The sequence below is a fragment of the Ramlibacter paludis genome (genome assembly GCF_022012305.1).
Classification (GTDB): domain Bacteria; phylum Pseudomonadota; class Gammaproteobacteria; order Burkholderiales; family Burkholderiaceae_C; genus Ramlibacter; species Ramlibacter paludis.
Map to the genome: position 1 here is coordinate 1206294 of NZ_JAKLTM010000001.1, position 17139 is coordinate 1223432.

The 17139-nt window shown below is 69.1% G+C and carries 19 protein-coding genes; 8 read left to right on the forward strand and 11 right to left on the reverse strand.

Features of this window, described 5'->3' with window-relative positions; genetic code table 11:
* Positions 1-23 precede the first annotated feature (23 nt).
* The 10 genes from LZ009_RS06210 to LZ009_RS06255 form a co-directional block, all read right to left on the reverse strand.
* Positions 24-911, reverse strand: a complete 888-nt coding sequence (locus LZ009_RS06210) for an amidohydrolase family protein (protein WP_275696994.1) — start codon at positions 909-911, stop codon at positions 24-26.
* A gap of 7 nt (positions 912-918) precedes the next feature.
* A complete protein-coding gene (locus LZ009_RS06215; protein WP_275696995.1) occupies positions 919-1719 on the reverse strand; it encodes a transporter substrate-binding domain-containing protein in 801 nt (266 codons plus the stop codon).
* 29 nt (positions 1720-1748) lie between these two features.
* Positions 1749-2474, reverse strand: a complete 726-nt coding sequence (locus tag LZ009_RS06220; RefSeq protein WP_275696996.1) for an amino acid ABC transporter ATP-binding protein — start codon at positions 2472-2474, stop codon at positions 1749-1751.
* On the reverse strand, positions 2471-3142 hold the full coding sequence (locus LZ009_RS06225) for an amino acid ABC transporter permease (RefSeq protein ID WP_275696997.1): 672 nt from the start codon (positions 3140-3142) through the stop codon (positions 2471-2473). Before LZ009_RS06225 ends, LZ009_RS06220 begins: the two co-directional genes overlap by 4 nt.
* Positions 3139-3822, reverse strand: coding sequence for an amino acid ABC transporter permease (locus tag LZ009_RS06230; protein ID WP_275696998.1), 684 nt, complete (start codon positions 3820-3822; stop codon positions 3139-3141). Before LZ009_RS06230 ends, LZ009_RS06225 begins: the two co-directional genes overlap by 4 nt.
* Complete coding sequence (gene rbsK, locus LZ009_RS06235) at positions 3819-4706, reverse strand: ribokinase (RefSeq protein WP_275696999.1); 888 nt, start codon at positions 4704-4706, stop codon at positions 3819-3821. The genes LZ009_RS06230 and rbsK overlap by 4 nt, the downstream gene beginning before the upstream one ends.
* Positions 4703-5473 (reverse strand): FadR/GntR family transcriptional regulator, encoded by a 771-nt coding sequence (locus LZ009_RS06240; RefSeq protein ID WP_275697000.1) that lies wholly within the window; start codon positions 5471-5473, stop codon positions 4703-4705. The genes rbsK and LZ009_RS06240 overlap by 4 nt, the downstream gene beginning before the upstream one ends.
* A 13-nt stretch (positions 5474-5486) precedes the next feature.
* On the reverse strand, positions 5487-6017 hold the full coding sequence (locus LZ009_RS06245) for an RpiB/LacA/LacB family sugar-phosphate isomerase (RefSeq protein WP_275697001.1): 531 nt from the start codon (positions 6015-6017) through the stop codon (positions 5487-5489).
* Positions 6018-6147: 130 nt separating this feature from the next.
* Positions 6148-6363 carry a hypothetical protein gene (locus tag LZ009_RS06250; protein ID WP_275697002.1) on the reverse strand — a complete coding sequence of 72 codons (216 nt, stop codon included), beginning with the start codon at positions 6361-6363 and terminating at the stop codon, positions 6148-6150.
* A 118-nt stretch (positions 6364-6481) separates the two neighbouring features.
* Positions 6482-7408, reverse strand: a complete 927-nt coding sequence (locus LZ009_RS06255) for a LysR family transcriptional regulator (RefSeq protein WP_275697003.1) — start codon at positions 7406-7408, stop codon at positions 6482-6484.
* Between the two features lie 87 nt (positions 7409-7495).
* Here LZ009_RS06255 and LZ009_RS06260 point away from each other — a divergent pair, with 87 nt between their 5' ends.
* From LZ009_RS06260 to LZ009_RS06285, 6 genes are all read left to right on the forward strand, one after another.
* Entirely contained in the window at positions 7496-8461 is a 966-nt protein-coding gene (locus LZ009_RS06260) for a Bug family tripartite tricarboxylate transporter substrate binding protein (RefSeq protein WP_275697004.1), read from the forward strand.
* Positions 8458-9486: an amidohydrolase family protein gene (locus LZ009_RS06265; RefSeq protein WP_275697005.1), complete on the forward strand. Its 1029-nt coding sequence runs from the start codon at positions 8458-8460 to the stop codon at positions 9484-9486. The genes LZ009_RS06260 and LZ009_RS06265 overlap by 4 nt, the downstream gene beginning before the upstream one ends.
* On the forward strand, positions 9483-10388 hold the full coding sequence (locus tag LZ009_RS06270) for a VOC family protein (RefSeq protein ID WP_275697006.1): 906 nt from the start codon (positions 9483-9485) through the stop codon (positions 10386-10388). The genes LZ009_RS06265 and LZ009_RS06270 overlap by 4 nt, the downstream gene beginning before the upstream one ends.
* A gap of 19 nt (positions 10389-10407) precedes the next feature.
* Positions 10408-11274 carry a fumarylacetoacetate hydrolase family protein gene (locus LZ009_RS06275; RefSeq protein WP_275697007.1) on the forward strand — a complete coding sequence of 289 codons (867 nt, stop codon included), beginning with the start codon at positions 10408-10410 and terminating at the stop codon, positions 11272-11274.
* A 2-nt stretch (positions 11275-11276) separates the two neighbouring features.
* Entirely contained in the window at positions 11277-12743 is a 1467-nt protein-coding gene (locus LZ009_RS06280; RefSeq protein WP_275697008.1) for a bifunctional 3-(3-hydroxy-phenyl)propionate/3-hydroxycinnamic acid hydroxylase, read from the forward strand.
* Between the two features lie 93 nt (positions 12744-12836).
* The gene (locus tag LZ009_RS06285) at positions 12837-13202 is read left to right on the forward strand and encodes a response regulator (protein ID WP_275697009.1); all 366 of its coding nucleotides are present in this window, start codon (positions 12837-12839) and stop codon (positions 13200-13202) included.
* 67 nt (positions 13203-13269) lie between these two features.
* Here LZ009_RS06285 and LZ009_RS06290 read toward each other — a convergent pair whose 3' ends face one another.
* On the reverse strand, positions 13270-14187 hold the full coding sequence (locus LZ009_RS06290; protein WP_275697010.1) for a LysR family transcriptional regulator: 918 nt from the start codon (positions 14185-14187) through the stop codon (positions 13270-13272).
* A gap of 128 nt (positions 14188-14315) precedes the next feature.
* Between LZ009_RS06290 and LZ009_RS06295 the strand changes: the two genes are divergently transcribed.
* Positions 14316-15431 carry an FAD-dependent oxidoreductase gene (locus LZ009_RS06295; RefSeq protein ID WP_275697011.1) on the forward strand — a complete coding sequence of 372 codons (1116 nt, stop codon included), beginning with the start codon at positions 14316-14318 and terminating at the stop codon, positions 15429-15431.
* Positions 15432-15464: 33 nt separating this feature from the next.
* A complete protein-coding gene (locus tag LZ009_RS06300; RefSeq protein WP_275697012.1) occupies positions 15465-17135 on the forward strand; it encodes a DUF1302 domain-containing protein in 1671 nt (556 codons plus the stop codon).
* Positions 17136-17139 lie beyond the last annotated feature (4 nt).

Genomic DNA, 17139 nt, shown 5'->3' on the forward strand with positions numbered 1-17139 from the left:
TCGCGGGGCTGACATCCTTGCCGCTACGCCGCGATCCGATAGACCCGCCGCGCGTTCTCCACGAACAGTTGCGCCCGCTCCCGTTCACTGAAATCAGCGACGTAGCCAGCGAACGCTTCGAAGATGTCCGTGTACGACGCGCACAGGCTGTCCACCGGGTAGTTGCTGCCGAACATGCAGCGGCCCACGCCGAACAGTTCGATCACCTCCAGCACCACGCGCCGGTTGGCGTCGCGCCGCCACTGGTAACCCGCCTCGCCGATCCCGCTGATCTTGATCGCGACGTTCGGCTGCGCCGCCATCTGCGCCAGCGCGCTTCGCCAGGCCCGCAAGCCTTCCTCGCTGCGGTCCGACGGTACACCCGCGTGGTTGATGACGATGGGCGTGTCGGGGAAGTCGGCGGCCACGCGCGCGGCTTCGTGCAAATGCCACCAGGGCGTCTGCAGTTCGTAGTGCAGGCCCAGGGGCTGCAGCCGCGCATAGCCTTGCAGCCAGGCCGCATCCGTCATGCCGCCCGGCGGGCCGCCGGGTGCCGCATTGGCGCGTGGCTTCTGCCGCACGCCGCGCACGAAATCGAAAGCGGCCAGCTGTTCCAGCGTGCCGGCTGCGTCGGGCTGGTGCAGCCAGGCCTGGCCCACCGCCACCGAAGGAAGGCCGCAGTGCTCGCGCAGCGTGGCGATGAAGCGCATCTCGCCCACCGGATCCTTCGGGTCCCACTCCGCCTCGACGTGCACGCTTCCCAGCAGGTGGATGCCCGCCGTGTCGCGCCGGTAGTCGGCCGGCAGGTAGGGCCGCTTCAGCGCCGAATGGTCACCGTAGCGATGCGGGGGCTGCCCCGCATCGTTCAGCCACGGGTAGTAGTGCGCCTGCGGATCGTAGAAGTGATGGTGGGTGTCGATCAGCGACAGCATGCTGCCTTTACTTGACCCACTTCTCCACGACGTCCTTCGGGATCTCGGAGCCGTGGTACTTCTTGAAGATCTCGTTGAGCTTGCCGTTCGCGTGGTTGGCCTTCACCCAGCCGTTGATCCACGCCAGCAGCTGCGGGTCGTCCTTGCGGACGCCGATGCCCAGGTCGTTGACACGCAGCACGAACTTCTGCTCCAGCTGGCGCTGCGGCGCCTTTTCCTGCATGGTCTTGAACAGCGCGCTCGACGTGCCCACCAGGTCGGCCTGGCCCGTCACCACGGCGGTGATCACGCCGGCGTCGTCGTCATAGCGCACCACGGTCGCGCCCTTGGCGTTGTCCGTCAAGTCCTTGTCCTGCGTGGTGCTGCGGTTGACGGCAACGCTCTTGCCGGCCAGGTCGGCGTAGCCCTTCACGTTGATGCCCTTCACGCCGCCCACCAGCGAGATCTGCGGTGCGTACGGAATCGAGTAGTCGACCACCTTGGCGCGCTCGGGCGTCCACGCCAGCGTGGAGATGATGATGTCCGCCTTTCCGGTCTGCAGGTTCGGGATGCGGGTGGCGCCGACGGTGGGCACCACTTCGAGGGCGACGCCGAGGTCCTTGGCCAGCAGCACGGCCACGTCGTAGTCCGAGCCCGTCGGCTTCATGTTCGCGTCGGTCATGCCCGAAGGCGGCACCGCCAGGTCGATCGACACGCGGATCTTCTTGGCCGCGCGGATGGTGTCGAGCGTGTCGGCCTGTGCGCCGAAGAAGGCCGCCGACAGGGCAGTGAGCAGCAGGACGCGGCGGAACAGGTTCGTGGGGCTCATGGTGTCTCCAGTGGTTGTGGTGAGGGAACTCAAAGGCCGGTGCCCAGGAACTGCTGGAGCTCCTGCGTCTGCGGCCGGTCGAACATGCCGGGCCCGCCCTGTTCCCAGATGCGGCCCTTGTGCATGAAAAGCGTGGTGTCGGCGACGTTGCGCGCGAAGGCCATTTCGTGGGTGACCAGCACCATCGTCATGCCGCCGGCAGCCAGGTCGGCCATCACCTTGAGGACTTCGCCCGTCAGCTGCGGGTCGAGCGCCGAGGTGACCTCGTCGAACAGCATCACCTGCGGCTCCATCGCGAGCGAACGCGCAATGGCCACGCGCTGCTGCTGGCCGCCCGAGAGCTGCTCCGGATAGCTGCCGGCCTTGTCGGCCAGGCCGACCTGCGCCAGCACCCGCTCGGTCAGTTCCTTCGCCTCGGCGCGGGTCTTGCCCTTGCTGTGCCGCGGCGCGAGCGCGATGTTCTCGGCGGCGGTGAGGTGCGGGAAGAGGTTGTAGCTCTGGAAGACGATGCCGACGTCGCGCCGCAGCTGGCGCAGATCCAGCTTGGGATCGCTCACCTCGTGGCCGCACACCTGGATGCGGCCCTGGTCGATGCGCTCCAGCCGGTCGATGCAGCGCAGCGCCGTGCTCTTGCCGGAGCCGCTGCGGCCGATGATGGCGAACACCTCGCCCTTGTTCACGCTGAAGCTCACGCCATCGAGCACCTTCAGCGCGCCGAAGCTCTTGTGCACGTTCTCGAGCTGGATGACGCTCATGCTGCGGCCACCTCCACGCGGTGCGCCACGAGCAGGCGGCGTTCGAGCCGCCGGCTCCACCACGACAAGGGGAAGCAAAGCAGGAAATAGAGGCCGGCAACGAGCATGTAGACCAGGAACGGTTGGAAGATGGAGTTGTTCACCACCTGGCCGGCGCGGGCCAGTTCGACGAAGCCGACCACCGAGGCCAGCGAGGTGTTCTTGACGATCTGCACCATGAAGCCCACGGTGGGTGGCGTGGCGATGCGCAGGGCCTGCGGCAGCACCACGAGGCCCATGCGCTGCACCCGGGACAGCGCCAGGCACTCGGCGGCTTCCCACTGCGTGCGCGGCACGGCCTGGATGCAGCCGCGCCAGATCTCGCCGATGTAGGCGCTGACGTAGATCGTCATGGAGAGGCCGGCCGCCACCAGGGCGGGCAGGCTCAGGCCGACGATGCTGAGGCCGAAGTACGCCAGGAACATCAGGATCAGCAAGGGCGTGCCCTGGACCAGCTGCACGTAGCCGGTCGACAGCCAGCGCAGCCCCCGGATCGGCGAGATGCGGCACAGGGCCACGATGAAGCCGAGCAGTCCGCCGCCGACGAATGCCAGCAGCGAAAGCACGAGCGTCCAGCCCGCGCCCTGCAGCAGGAACTGGAAGTGGTTCGCGTTGAAGGCGTTGTTCACAGCGGCGTCCCCAGCTTGCGGCGGCGCGTGAACAGCGCCTGCCCGGCGGCCCAGAAGGCGCCGCGCATCAGGAGGGACAGCAGGAGGTAGAAGACGGCCACCACCGCATAGGTCTCGAAGGAGCGGAAGGTGTCCGACTGCACGCGGTTGGCGATGGCCGTCAGCTCCTCGGCCGAGATCTGCGAGGTGATGGAGGTGGCCAGCATGAGCAGCACGAACTGGCTGGTCAGCGCCGGATACACCCGTTCCATCGCGGGGCGCAGGATCACGTGCCAGTAGATCTGCGCGCGCGAGAGCGCCAGGCACTCGGCGGCCTCGATCTGGCTGCGGTGGATCGACTCGATGCCGGCGCGCATGATCTCGGTGGTGTACGCGCCCACGTTGATCACCATTGCCAGCACGGCGGCGACGAATGCGGGCACCTTCAGGCCGATGCTCGCGAGCCCGAAGTACACCAGGAAGATCTGCACCAGCAGGGGTGTGTTGCGGATGGCCTCGACGTAGATCGCGCACGTGCGCGCCACGAAACGGTTGTGGCTGCCGCGGCCGATGGCGCACAGCGTTCCGATCAGCAAGCCGAGCAGGGTCGCGGCAATCGACAGCTTGAGCGTGAGCCAGGCGCCGTGCATGAACAGCGGCCACTGCGCCAGGACGCTGGTGAAGTCGAACTTGTAGGTCACGCTGCGCCCAGTTCGTCCAGGTAGGGAATCGAGGACTGGGCGCCGGCCCGCGTGACGCAGACCGAGGCGGCCTGGATGCCCCGCAGGACGGCGTCGTCCATGGATTCGCCGGCCACCCGCGCCGCGCAGAGCGCGCCGATGAAGGTGTCGCCCGCGGCCGTCGTATCCACGACCTGCACGGCCAGCGCCGGGAAGTGGCGGCAGCCGGCTTCGTCGGCAACCAGAACGCCCTGGCTGCCCAGGGTGACGATCGAAGTCGACGGTCCGCGCTTGCGGATCGAGATGGCTGCCGCGGCCGCGGTTGCGGGGTCGCTGACGGGCAGACCGGCCAACTCCGAGGCTTCGATCTCGTTCAGCACGATGATGTCGACCAGGGACCAGAGTTCGTCCGGAAGCTGGCAGACCGGCGCCGGATTCAGCACCACGGTCGCACCTTGCGCGCGCATGAACTGCGCGGCGCGCACCACCTCGGGCATCGGCACTTCGCATTGCAGCAGCAGGTACTTGCCCGCGAGCGCCTCGGGCTCGGCCTTCAGCAGGTCGTTGGCGCCGGGGATGATGGTGATGCGGTTCTCGCCCGCTTCGTCGACCATGACGACCGCCACGCCGGTGGTGCCTTCGACGGTCCGCACGTTGCCTGTGGCGATGCCGTCCGCGGCCAGCGCATTGCGCAAGGTCCGGCCGAAATCGTCGTCGCCCACGCAGCCCACCATGGCGACGCGGGCGCCCTGGCGGGCGCAGGCCACGGCCTGGTTCGCGCCCTTGCCGCCGGGATTGGTGAAGAAGGATTGGCCGTGCAGCGTCTCGCCGCTGCGCGGAGCGCGCGCGACGCGGACCACGAGGTCCATGTTCATGCTGCCGAAGACGACGATGTCGGGGGTCATGCGCGTTGGGGGCTGCGCCGCGCGGCGGGCCGCTGGGCCTGCGCCTGCGCGGCGTCCAGGCGCAGGTTCGCGCCGATTTCGAAGTGCGCCGTCAGCAGCGCATCCGCTTCCACCGGGTCCTTGCGCTGGATCGCCTGCAGCAAGGCCTCGTGGTGGTCGATCAGGTAGGCGTCCACCTGGGGGACGCTGGCGATCACCCGCCGGCGTTCCTGGTGGGATTCCTGCAGCAGCTTGGCGACGGCGGCGTACACGCTGGACAGCGCGGGCGAATGGGCCGCCTGCACGATCATCGTGTGGAAGTGGAAGTCGGCCGCACCGCCTTGCGCCGGGTCGTCGATGGTGGCCTTGATTGCCTGCAGCGCCTGCGCCAGGCGGTCCAGGTCCGGCGCCAGGGCGCGCGTGCAGGCCAGGCGGATGGCTTGCCTTTCGATCGCGATGCGCGCCTGCAGCACGTCGTCCACCGCGCCGGCCTGCTGGGCCAGCACCAGGCTGAAATAGTCGGCCAGCGCCGTGAAGTCCGGCTCGCGCACGACCGTGCCGTAGCCGCGCCGGATCTCGACCGCGCCCAGCGTGGAGAGGGCCGTCAGTGCCTCCCGGATCACCGGGCGGCTGACGCCGAGGGCGCTGGCCAGGTCGCGCTCCGGCAGGAGCCGGTCGCCGGTCTTGAGGCGGCCCGACATCAGTTCGTCCCGCAGGAAGGACATGACGCGCTCGTAGCCGTCCTCGCTGGCGTCGGCTTGCTGGGTGATCCGGATCGGCTTGGTCATCGCGGCAACGGGCTCAGCCTTGCTTCGTGCCCTGCAGCAGGGACCGCGCGGCTTCGCGCTCCAGCTCGCCGAGCTTCTCGACGCGCCGGCGGAAGTGTTCCTCCGTGCTGAATTCGGCGGCGAGGAAGGTCTCGATGACGTCGCGTGCCACCTGCGGGCCGATGATCCAGGCGCCGATGCACATCACGTTGACGTCGTCGTGCTCCACGGCCTGGCGCGCCACGAAGGTGTCGTGGCAGACCGCGGCGCGGATGCCCGGGATCTTGTTGGCGGCGATGCAGGCGCCGGCGCCGGTTCCGCAGACGAGGATGACGCGGCGGACCTTGCCCTGCTGGATGAGGGCGATCGCCTGGCGCGTGACGTCCGGGAAGTCCACGGGGGCATCCGAGTTCGCCCCGACGTCGATGATCTGGTCGCAGTGCTGGGAGAGGACTTCCTTGACGAACCCCTTCAGCAGGAAGCCTGCGTGGTCGTTCGCGAGGCCGATCGCCGGCCAGCGGGGCACCGCGATCGCGTGCTTGGAGCGTGATTCGTCTCTGGACATTCCGGGGATCCCTTGCGACATGCTGCAGCCGATGGCTGCCTTACCGTGGTCTTACCAAGGGTAGGCCACCGGCCGGGGCATGTCATCAGGGATTGCCCGGATGATGGGCGCGGACCGCGTCCGCCTTGCCTCAATGCATCAGCGGCTGGTCGCCCAGTTGCTCGCGCAGGCGGCGCGCGCTCTCCTGCAGGCGACGGATCTCTGCGAGGGCGGCTTCGACCCGCTCCGAGGCGGCGCCCGCCTGCTGGAGGTCGAAGGCGCGGTCGAACGCGAGTTCGGCATTCCTGTCGATCGCCGTGAGCTGCGAGCGCAGGCGGCCGACATTGGCAATCGATGGCGTGGTCATGGAAGTCTCCAGTCGGAAAGTCCGATGCCCGCAGTGTGGGCGCGCCCGGATCGGCGGCGCTGTAGTCAGGCGTGGATCCTTGGCGTGGGCCGCCGCCGGGCTCCCGTGTCGCCGGAAGTCACGGCGGGAGTGGCTCGCCGGCCCCCCGCCGGTTCACTTCGTGGAACACCCCCCGCAGCCATTTGTTGGCCGCGTCGTGCTGCATCCGCCGGTGCCAGAACTGTTGCACGTCCACCTTCGGCGGCTTGAAAGGCAGCTCCACCCGCTGGATCGCGATGTGCCGCTCCAGCACCGTGGCGATGTCGTCCGGCACCGTGGCGATGAGGTCCGAGCCGGGCAGGATCGCCAGCAGGCTCATGAAGTGCGACAACTCCAGCGCCACTTCGCGCTGCATTCCCTTCTCGGCCAGGAAGGCGTCGAGCATGTGCTCGCGCCCGTCGGGCAGCACCACCACGTGCTTGGCCGCCAGGAACTGCTTCATGGTCAGGCGCGGGCCGGCGGCCTTGTTGCGGGCGCAGGCGATGCAGGAATAGGAAGTCTTGAACAGCGCCTGCTGGAAGAAGCCGGCGCGCTGCAGGTCGGGGAAGAAGCCCACCGCGAGTTCCGCCGTCCCGGACTCCAGCGCTTCCGCAGCCGCCTGGCGGGGCAGGGCCAAGGCGCGCAGGCGCACCTGCGGCGCCTCCTTGCGCAGCCGCCGCAGCACGCGCGGGATGAAAGCCACCTCGCCGATGTCCGGCGTCAGGATCGTGAAGCTGCGCTGCGCGGTGGCCGGATCGAACGCCGCCGGCTGCAGGATCTGCGTGCTGATCGCCTCGATCACCGCATGCACCGCGGGCGCCAGCTCCAGCGCGCGCGGCGTGGGCTCCATCTGGGAGCCGGTGCGGACGAACAGCGCATCGTCGAACAGCACGCGCAGCCGCGCCAGCGCGGCACTGGCCGCCGGCTGGCTCAGCCCGACCGCCTCCGCCGTGCGGTTGACGCTGCGAAAGCGTGCCATGGCGTCGAAGATCACCAGCAGGTTCAGGTCGACCGAGCGAATATCCATGCCGTGGATTTTATGTATCCACCGCATCCCCTGTTCAGATAAGGCTGCCGTCCCTACGATCGTCGGATTACAAGGAGACAAGTGCCCATGAAACGCAGAGACCTCGTCCGCGCCGCCGCGCTGCTGCCCCTGGCTCCCGCGCTGCGCGCGCAGGGCTGGCCGCAGCGGCCGGTGAAGTTCATCCTGTCGCAGCCCGCGGGCTCGGGTCCGGACATCCTGGCGCGCTACGTCGCCGACCAGCTGGCGCGCAGCTGGAACCAGGCGATCGTGATCGAGAACAAGCCCGGCGGCCAGAACTTGATCGGCGCCCAGGCCGCGGCGCGCTCGGCGCCGGATGGCTACACCTTCTACTACGCCACCACCGCGGCGATGGTCACCAACCCGTTCACCTTCAAGTCGCTGCCCTACGACCCGGCCAAGGATTTCGCGCCGGTGCGCCTGGTGGGCCGCAGCCCCTTCATCATCGCGGCGGCCGCGAACTTCCCGGCCAGGGACCTGGCCGAGGCGCTCGCCAAGGCCAAGGCCGAACCCGGCTCGGTGTCGATCGCGACCGAAGGCCCCAAGACCTTCTCCGGCATGCTGGCCGACAGCGTCGCCGCGATGGCCGGCGTGAAGCTCAATCACGTGCCTTACACCAAGGCACCCGATGCGCTGCAGGATGTGATCGGCGGCCGCGTGCAGCTGGTGTGCCTGCCGGACGCCGCGCTCACGGCGTACATCAAGGGCGGCCAGGTGAAGCCGCTGGCGATCAGCACCGCGCAGCGCCAGCCCGACCTGCCCAACCTGCCGACGCTGGGCGAAACCTTCGCCGGCTTCGAGTACACGGGCTGGAACGGCCTGTTCGCGCCCGCCGGCACGCCGGCCGACGTGCTCACCCGCGTCAACCGCGACCTGGAAGCGGTGCTCCGGCAGCCCGAGGTGGCGCAGCGCATGCTGGCGCTCGGTTCCATCGTCGAACCCAAGATGACGGTGGCCGAATTCGACACCTTCATGCGCGGCGAGCGCGAGCGCTGGGGCAAGACGGTCAAGGTCCTGGGCATCCAGCCGGAATGAACGCGAAGACGATGCGCTGCGCCTGCGGCATCGACGCGCACGCGCACGTCATTCCGGAGAACTTCCCGGCCTACATCGGCAGCAAGCTGCCGGGCGACTGGCCGTCCATGGCGCCGGCGCAGGCTTGCCATCGCAACGTGATGATCTCGGGCAAGGTGTATCGCACCGTCTCCGACAAGTGCTGGGACACGGGCAAGCGGCTCGCCGACCTGCCAGCCATGGGCCTGAAGCTGCAGGTGGTGTCGCCGATGCCGGAGCTGCTCTCCTACTGGATGGCCCCGGCCGACGCGCAACAGCTGCTGCGCTACCTGAACGACCAGATCGCCGGGATGGTGGCCGAGAGCGGGGGCGCTCTGGCAGGCCTGGGCGCGGTTCCGTTGCAGGACATGGACCTCGCGATCGCCGAACTCGAATACGTCGTGAAGGTGCTGGGCTTCCCGGGCGTGGAGGTCGGCAGCAACATCAACGGCATCGCCATCGGCGACCCGCGGCTCGATCCCTTCTTCGAGGCCTGCGAGGCGCTGGGCGCCGCGGTGTTCGTGCATGCGATCCGGCCCGCGGGCATGGAGCGCCTGGTGGGGCCCGCCTCGCTGCAGCAGGTGATCGGCTACCCGGGCGACGTGGGGCTGGCCGCCGCGTCGTGCATCACCAGCAACCTGCCGGTGCGCCGGCCCAATTTGCGCATCGCCTTCAGCCACGGCGGCGGCACGCTGGCTTCGCTGCTGCCGCGGCTGGAGCAGGGCTGGGACGTGTTCCCCGCGCTGAAGGATTCCATGGCGCAGTCGCCGCGCGAGCAGGCAGGCAAGCTGTTCTACGACACCCTGGTGTTCGACACGCCCACGCTGCGCCACCTGGTGGCCAGCTTCGGCAGCACGCAGCTGCTGGTGGGCACGGACTACCCGTTCAACTTCCACGACCGCACGCCGGTGGAGCGCATCGAGGCCGCGGGCTTCGACGAGGCCACGCTGGCGCAACTCACGCATCGCAACGCCGAACGCTTCCTCGGCCTGAAAGCAAACCCATGAGCTCCCCCTGGATCGCCGGCCTGCGCAGCGTGGCACTGAACGTGCCCGACCTCGCCGCCGCCGAGAAGTTCTACACCGAGACCTGGCAGCTCGAGGTCGTGCACCGCAAGGACAACGCCATCTACCTGCGCGGCAGCGGCAGCGACCATCACCTGCTGGCCCTCTATGCCGGCGGCGCGGTGCCGCAGATCCGCCAGGTGACCTTGCGCGCGCGCAGCGCCGAGGCGCTGCAGGCCGTGGCCGAGGCCGTGCCGCGCGCCGGCGGAACGATCATCTCGCCGATCGGGCCGCTCACGAAGAACCCCGCCGGCGGAACCGGCCTGACGCTGCGCGACCCGCACGGCCGCGTCTTCCAGGTGGTGCATGGCGACACGCGCGTGGACGACCGCGGCGTGCAGAAGGACCGCCCGATCCGCCTGACGCACGTCGTGCTGAACAGCCATGCGGTCGACGAGACGCAGAAGTTCCTGTCGGAAGCGCTGGGCTTCCGCCTCGCGGACCGCACCGGGATCATGGCCTTCATGAACTGCGACACGGACCACCACACGATCGCCATCGGCATCTCGGACAACGACGCGCTGAACCACATCGCCTTCCTCATGCCCGACTACGAGTCGGTGATGCGCGGCGGCGGCCGGATGAAGGACGCCGGCTACCCGATCCAGTGGGGCCCCGGCCGCCATGGCCCCGGCAACAACCTCTTCAACTACTTCATCGACCCCTTCGGCATCGTCATCGAATACACGGCCGAAGTGGAGCAGGTCGACGAGAACTACCAGGCGCGCGGCCCCGAGGACTGGAAGTGGCCGCCAGGCCGCGTCGACCAGTGGGGCATCTCCCCGCCGCCCGGCCCCGTCCTGAAGGAAGCGCAGAAGCGCATCTTCTTCGCCCCGACCCACTGATTTCACGAGAGAGAACACCATGCGATTCACCACCTACCTGCGCAAGGGCGAAGCCCGCCTGGCCGTCGTCGACGGCAACGACCTCGTCGACCTGAACGACGCCAATCCGCAAGTTCCGGCCGACATGCGCCTGGCCCTGAAGGCCGGCGTCGATCTCGCCCAGGCCGCCGCCGGCGCGTTGAAGGACAAGGCCAAGCGCCAGCCGCTGGCAAGCGTGACGCTGGCCCCGCTGGTGCCCGAGCCCGGCAAGACCGTCTGCCTGGGCCTCAACTACTTCGACCACGCCAAGGAAGGCGGGCGCGAGAAGCCGGACTACCCGTGGTTCTTCTTCCGCGCCGCGTCCTCGCTGGTCGCGAGCGGACAGCCCGGCATCGCGCCGCAGGTCTCGACCAAGTTCGACTACGAAGCCGAACTCGCCGTGGTGATCGGCAAGAAGGTGCCGCGCCACACCAAGGAAGCCGACGCGCTGCAATACGTCTTCGGCTACAGCTGCTTCAACGACATGAGCGTGCGCGACTACCAGAAGCGCACGCCGCAATGGACCATCGGCAAGAACTTCGACGGCACCGGCGGCTTCGGCCCGGTGCTGGTGACAGCCGACGAACTGCCGGAAGGCGCCAAGGGCCTGCGCATCCAGAGCCGCCTGAACGGGCAGGTGATGCAGGACGCGAACACCAGCGACATGATCTTCAGCGTGGCCGAGACGATCGCGCTGCTGGCCGACGTGTGCACGCTGGAACCGGGCGACGTGCTGGTGATGGGCACGCCGGCCGGTGTCGGCCAGGCGCGCACGCCGCCGGTGTGGATGAAGGCCGGCGACACCATCGAGATCGAGGTCGAGCGCATCGGCGTGCTGTCCAACCCGATCGTCGCCGAGGCGAACTGAACATGTACGACGTAGCGATCGTCGGCTACGGTCCGGCGGGGGTGGTGGCGGCCGGCCTGCTGGGGCAGGCGGGGCTGAAGGTCTACGCCTGCGATCGCCTGGCCGAGGTCTACCGGATCCCGCGCGCCATCGCGCTGGACCACGAGATCATGCGGGTGTTCCAGCAGCTGGGCGTGGTCGACGCGATCGCGCCCTTCTGCGAGCCGTTCACGCCCTCGGAATATTTCGGCGTCGACGGCCAGTTGATCCGCCGCATGACGATGGTGGAGCCGCCTTATCCGCAGGGCTACACGCCTTCGATCGTGTTCACGCAGCCGAAGGTGGAGCAGGTGCTGCGCGATCGCGTGGCGCAGCTGCCCAACGTGCGGGTGGACCTGGGCGTGGAGATGAAGCGCATCGTGCAGGACGCGGAAGGCGTCACGCTGGAACTCTCCAACGGCACGGTGCGCGCGAAGTACGCGATTGCCTGCGACGGCGGCAGCAGCACCGTCCGCACGCAGCTCGACATGCCGCTGGAGGACCTGGACTTCGACGAGCCCTGGCTGGTGGTCGACGTGCTGGTCAACGAGCGGGGCCTGGCCAAGCTGCCGGAGACGAGCGTGCAGTACTGCGAGCCGGAGCGTCCCTGCACGCTGGTGATCGGGCCGAAGAACCATCGCCGCTGGGAGATTTCGCTGAAGCCCGGCGAAGACCCGAAGCAGGTCGCGACCGACGAGGAAACCTGGAAGCTGCTGGCGCGCTGGCTGACGCCGGAGGATGGCCAGCTGTGGCGGCAGGCCAGCTACCGCTTCCACGCGCTGGTGGCCGCGCAGTGGCGCAAGGGCCGCGTGTTCCTGGCCGGCGACGCGGCGCACATGCAACCGCCTTTCCTGGGGCAGGGCATGTGCCAGGGCGTGCGCGACGTCACCAACCTGGCGTGGAAGCTGGTGGCCGTGCTTCGCGGCGAAGCGCCGGATGCGCTGCTGGACACCTATGGCGCCGAGCGCAAGGCGCACGTGCGCGAGCTGACCAGCCGCATCAAGGGCGTAGGTGCCGTGATCTGCGAGCGCGACCCCGTGAAGGCGCGGGCGCGCGACGCGAAGATGCTCGCCGACTGCGGCGGTGTCGTGCAGGACACGCCGCGCCAGGACATCCTGCCGCGGCTGGAAACCGGCTTGCTGTCGGCGCAGGCGAGTTCGGCGCGGGGCAGCCTCTTTCCGCAGCCCTGGCTGAAGTCGGGGCAGCGGATGGACGAAGTGGCGGGCCATGGCTGGCGGCTTGCCCTGGCCGCGGGCGTGCAGCCGCCGGCGGCGTCCGCCGTGCGCGTCGTCTCCCTGGCGGACGAGCGCGAAGGCGTCGCCGCGGCCTGGTTCCGCAAGAACGAATGCGTGGCGGCGCTCGTTCGCCCGGACAACTACGTCTACGGCGTCGCGGCGAGCGAGGGCGAGGTCCCGGGCCTGCTTAGGGAATTTTCCGCTGCCCTCGCGTAGGCCTCCTACACGCCTGGCTCGGCAGTTCGTGCGGCAATCCGGGAGATTCCACGGCATTACCCCAGAGTGCAAGAACAACCGCAGCAGGCCCCCATGCGGGTCTTCATCGTCGAGGACTCTCCCAACATGCAGGTGGCCCTGCAAGACCTGGTGTGCTCCGTCACCGAGGCCGCGATCGTCGGCGTGGTGGCCTCGGAAGACGAAGCGATCGGCTGGGGCAAGGCCCATGCCGGTGGCTGGGACCTGGCGATCGTGGACCTGACCCTGGACCAGGGGGACGGCTTCAACATCGTGCGCGGACTCAAGTCGCTGTCCGCGACCGGCGCCGTCGTCGTCTTCAGCGCCTTCGTCACCGACGTGATCCGCCGCCATTGCCGCACGCTCGGTGCCGATGCGGTGTTCCACAAGGGCGAGAGCCGCAACCTCGCCAATTACATCGAGCAGCTGGCCGCTTCGTAGGTTGGGGTCCGCGGCCCGCAACCCGCCTCGTGCCGGCGCTGGTCGCCGAAAGCGCGGCGGCTCTTTCCTAGAGCGCCGCGTCCATGTCCGCGACGGCCGCAAAGAAGACTTCGCGCAGCCACGACAGCCCCGGATCCTTGGAGCGGTACTTGTGCCATTGCAGCGACTGCTTCATTTCAGGGAAGGCGAGCGGGGGCGCATGCACCGTCAGGGGCAGGTAACGCGCCGCCACCTTCGCCAGCCGTGAGTGCACGGTCGCGATGCGGTCGGTGCCCACGACGAGCGCTGGCGCCGACGCGAAACTGTAGGTCGTGACCTCGTCGCGCCGGGTGAGCCCGTAGCGCTGCACCACCCACCCCTCGAACGAACTGGGCTGCGACACGGCGGGCCGCATCGAAACGTGGCCCGCCGCGGCGTACTGGTCGAAGGTGAGGGGACTGCGTCCATAGCGCCCGCCGCTCCACACCACGCAGCTGAAACCTTCGGTGAACAGCGTCTCGACCGGATGGCTGGGCGAGCAGTAATCCACCGGCATCACCAGCAGGTCGACCTCGCCCTGTTCCAGCGAGCGCGCGGGTTCGTCCGTCTGCGGCAGCAGCGAGAAGCGCACGCCCGGCGCCTGCGCGTGCACCCGGGCCAACACGTGCGGCATCAGCGTGCTGAGCGTGAAGTCCGAGACGAAGACGCGGAACTCGCGGTCGGATTGCGCCGGCACGAACTCGGGCTGCGTCGCGATTGAAGTGTCCACGCGCAGCAGCAGGTCGTGCACGGTGTCGCGCAACGCCTCGGCCCGCGGCGTCATCTCCATGCGCCGGCCCACTTGCACCAGGAGCTCGTCGTCGAAGTATTCGCGCAGGCGAGCGAGGGCGTTGCTCATCGCCGACTGGCTCATATGCAGCTTCTCGGCCGCGCGGCTGATGCTCGACTCGGAAAGCATGGCGTCCAGCGCCACCAGCAGGTTCAGATCGAGTTTGTTGAATCGCATGGACGCCTAGGGTTAACCCCGAAAGTATTTGCGCAACCGATTCCTCGAATGGATACAAACAATTTTTCAAAGATCAGCCGCCTCCCTATTCTCGCGCCACTCAACAAGTGCGGAGCAAGGGAAAGCGCGTGGCAAAGCCGGCAGCCTCAGGATCGAAGCGCAACGTCGCCGTCATCGGCGGCGGGCTGGCGGGCCTCGCCTGTGCGCTGGCGGCCGCCCGCGCCGGGGCTTCGGTGCAGCTGTTCGCCCTTCGCGTTGCAGGCGACCCGGCCGTCCACGTCGACGTGGTCCCCAACATGCTGCGCGGGCTGGTCCAGCTCGGTGTCGGCGATGCCTGTGTACGCGCGGGCTTTCCCTACCGCCGCACCAGTGCGATCGGCCAGCGCGGCACGCCCTTGTATTCGCTGGACGCGGCCCGGCTCGCAGGTCCGCGCTATCCGGGCGCGCTGGGCATCACCAGCGCGCAGCTGCATGCCGTCCTGAAGGCCGCGGGGGCCGAAGCCGGCGTCGTGATGCGGCTCGGCGAACCCGTGGTCGATGTGGACGTCGAGGGGCCGCGGCTGCGCTTCGCGCGCGGCGAGCCCTTGCGTGTCGATCTCGCGGTGCTGGCCTGCGGCGCCCGCGGCGGCCTGCGCGAGCGCTTCTTCGGCGCCGACGCCCTGCCGGCGGAAGCCGAATGGTCTTGCGGCCTGGCGGGTCGGCCGCTGGCGCTGGACGATGCGCTCCAGGCCACCACCGCAGCCGGCGACCGCGCGCACGTGGTGCCGGTCAGCGGCTCGCTCGCAGGGGTGCGCGTCGCGTCGCGCCAGGCGATCGGCGCACTCGATGCGCAGGCGCTGCGCGCCCTGCTCGCGCGCTTCCCGGCGCCCATTGCCGCACTGGCCGCGCACGTGGAAGAGGGCGCGCCGGTCGTTCGCCAGCAGCTCGCTTCCGGCCTGCTCCCGCAACCCTGGGCGCGCGGTGCCGTGCTGGCCGTCGGCGACTGCGCGCATGCGCTGCCCGCGGTGTTCGGCCAGGCCGGGGCGCAAGCCATCGAAGACGCCGTCGTGCTGGGCGAGCTGCTGCGCCAGGAGGGCACCCCGGCCGCGATCGCGCAGCGTCTCGTGGCGCGCCGCTTTCCCCGCGTGCAGCAGGTGGCCGCCATCGCCATGCAGGCGGCGCGCTGGCAGGCGGCGCCCGAGGGCGACACCGACCTGCTGCAGCTGGCCCGCAGCCTCGACGCGGTGGTGCACGAGCCCGCCTGACCGATCCATCCATCACAACGACCCGAGGAGACCATGAGCCCCCGTTCCTTCCCCGCCCGCGGCATGCCGCGCCTGTCCGCGCTCGCCGCGGCGACCCTCCTGGCCTGCGGCGCCAGCCATGCCTTCGAGTTCGCGACCGAGAACCCCGACCTGAAGATCCGCTGGGACAACACGGTGAAGTACAGCGCGGCCGCGCGGGTGTCGGATCGCTCGCCCGGCCTGTCGCAGACGGCTTTCGGTCCCACCGGCGTGGTCGGCCCGAACAACGTCAACCAGGACGATGGCGACAACAACTTCGGCAAGGGCCTGGTGTCCAACCGCCTGGACCTGTTCAGCGAGCTGGACGCGAGCTGGCGCAACTGGGGCGCACGCGTCAGCGGCGCCGCCTGGTACGACACGCTCTACAACCGCGGCAACCAGAACACCACCGCCACGGCCAACCACGTGCCCGGCAACGAATTCCCGTCCGACACGCGCAAGCGGATGGGACAGGACGCCGAACTGCTGGATGCCTTCGTGTTCGGCAACTTCGACATCGGCAAGCACGCCGCTTCGGTTCGCCTGGGCCGCCACACCTTGCTGTGGGGCGAGAGCCTGTTCTTCGGCAGCAACGGCATCGCGGGCGGCCAGGCGCCCGTGGACCTGGTCAAGCTGCTGTCGGTGCCGAATTCCACCTTCAAGGAGATCGCGCGGCCGACCGGCAAGCTTTCGGGCTCGCTGCAACTGAGCGACGCGCTGACGCTCGGCGCCTACTACGGCTACGAGTGGGAGCCGACGCGGCTGATGCCGGTGGGCGCCTACCTGTCCACGAGCGACGCCATGGGCCCGGGTGGCGAGCGCATCCTGGCCGGCCCGGTCGGCACCTTCGTGCGTACGCCCGACGAGGAACCGAAGAACGGCGGGCAGGGCGGCGTGCAACTGCGCTGGCGCGCCGACGCCGTCGACACCGACTTCGGCTTCTATGCCATCCGCTTCCATCCCTACGGCCCGGCCAACATCTACACGACGCTGACCGGCTTCCCGCCCGCGCTCGCGGCCTCGGCCTACCGCTGGACCTACCACCAAGGCGCGCGCGCCTATGGCGCCAGCTTCGCCAAGACGATTGCCGAATGGGGCCTCGCCGGCGAACTTTCGGTGCGCGACAACATGCCGCTTTCCAGCAGCGGCGCGACGATCCTGCCGAACATCGGCGTGGGCACCACCTTCGACAACAAGGACAACCCGGGCTACGCCGTCGGCCGCACGGGCCACGCGCAACTGTCGTGGCTCGCGAGCCTGGGTCCCAACCCGCTGTGGCGCGAAGCGAGCTTCCTGGGCGAGATTGCCTGGAACACGCGCATGAAGGTCACCCATGGCGAGCAGTTCCTCAACCCGAACGCCGATCGCTCCGCCACCTCGGTGCGGGTCGTGCTGGCGCCCTCCTACCGGCAGGTCGCGCCGGGCCTGGACCTCACGCCCAGCATCGGCGCCAGCTACACGGCCGGCCGCTCGTCGGCCGTCGGCCCGGGCTTCGGCGTCGACCAGGGCGGTGACATCACGCTGGGCCTCACCGGCGTGTACCTGAACCGCTGGACCGCGGGGATCAGCTACGTGCGCTACTACGGCCCCGAAGGCCCGACGCTGGACAACAACAGCAACGCGCAGTTCAAGCAGTCCCTGAAGGACCGCAACTTCGTGCAGGTCTCGCTGCGCACCACCTTCTGACATC

What these genes read in the sequence shown, in the direction of transcription:
- LZ009_RS06210 (WP_275696994.1), bottom strand. Translation starts at nt 911, where the DNA reads ATGCTGTCGCTGATCGACACCCACCATCACTTCTACGATCCGCAGGCG.
- LZ009_RS06215 (WP_275696995.1), bottom strand. Translation starts at nt 1,719, where the DNA reads ATGAGCCCCACGAACCTGTTCCGCCGCGTCCTGCTGCTCACTGCCCTG.
- LZ009_RS06220 (WP_275696996.1), bottom strand. Translation starts at nt 2,474, where the DNA reads ATGAGCGTCATCCAGCTCGAGAACGTGCACAAGAGCTTCGGCGCGCTG.
- rbsK (WP_275696999.1), bottom strand. Translation starts at nt 4,706, where the DNA reads ATGACCCCCGACATCGTCGTCTTCGGCAGCATGAACATGGACCTCGTG.
- LZ009_RS06240 (WP_275697000.1), bottom strand. Translation starts at nt 5,473, where the DNA reads ATGACCAAGCCGATCCGGATCACCCAGCAAGCCGACGCCAGCGAGGAC.
- LZ009_RS06245 (WP_275697001.1), bottom strand. Translation starts at nt 6,017, where the DNA reads ATGTCCAGAGACGAATCACGCTCCAAGCACGCGATCGCGGTGCCCCGC.
- LZ009_RS06250 (WP_275697002.1), bottom strand. Translation starts at nt 6,363, where the DNA reads ATGACCACGCCATCGATTGCCAATGTCGGCCGCCTGCGCTCGCAGCTC.
- LZ009_RS06255 (WP_275697003.1), bottom strand. Translation starts at nt 7,408, where the DNA reads ATGGATATTCGCTCGGTCGACCTGAACCTGCTGGTGATCTTCGACGCC.
- LZ009_RS06260 (WP_275697004.1), top strand. Translation starts at nt 7,496, where the DNA reads ATGAAACGCAGAGACCTCGTCCGCGCCGCCGCGCTGCTGCCCCTGGCT.
- LZ009_RS06265 (WP_275697005.1), top strand. Translation starts at nt 8,458, where the DNA reads ATGAACGCGAAGACGATGCGCTGCGCCTGCGGCATCGACGCGCACGCG.
- LZ009_RS06270 (WP_275697006.1), top strand. Translation starts at nt 9,483, where the DNA reads ATGAGCTCCCCCTGGATCGCCGGCCTGCGCAGCGTGGCACTGAACGTG.
- LZ009_RS06275 (WP_275697007.1), top strand. Translation starts at nt 10,408, where the DNA reads ATGCGATTCACCACCTACCTGCGCAAGGGCGAAGCCCGCCTGGCCGTC.
- LZ009_RS06280 (WP_275697008.1), top strand. Translation starts at nt 11,277, where the DNA reads ATGTACGACGTAGCGATCGTCGGCTACGGTCCGGCGGGGGTGGTGGCG.
- LZ009_RS06285 (WP_275697009.1), top strand. Translation starts at nt 12,837, where the DNA reads ATGCGGGTCTTCATCGTCGAGGACTCTCCCAACATGCAGGTGGCCCTG.
- LZ009_RS06290 (WP_275697010.1), bottom strand. Translation starts at nt 14,187, where the DNA reads ATGCGATTCAACAAACTCGATCTGAACCTGCTGGTGGCGCTGGACGCC.
- LZ009_RS06300 (WP_275697012.1), top strand. Translation starts at nt 15,465, where the DNA reads ATGAGCCCCCGTTCCTTCCCCGCCCGCGGCATGCCGCGCCTGTCCGCG.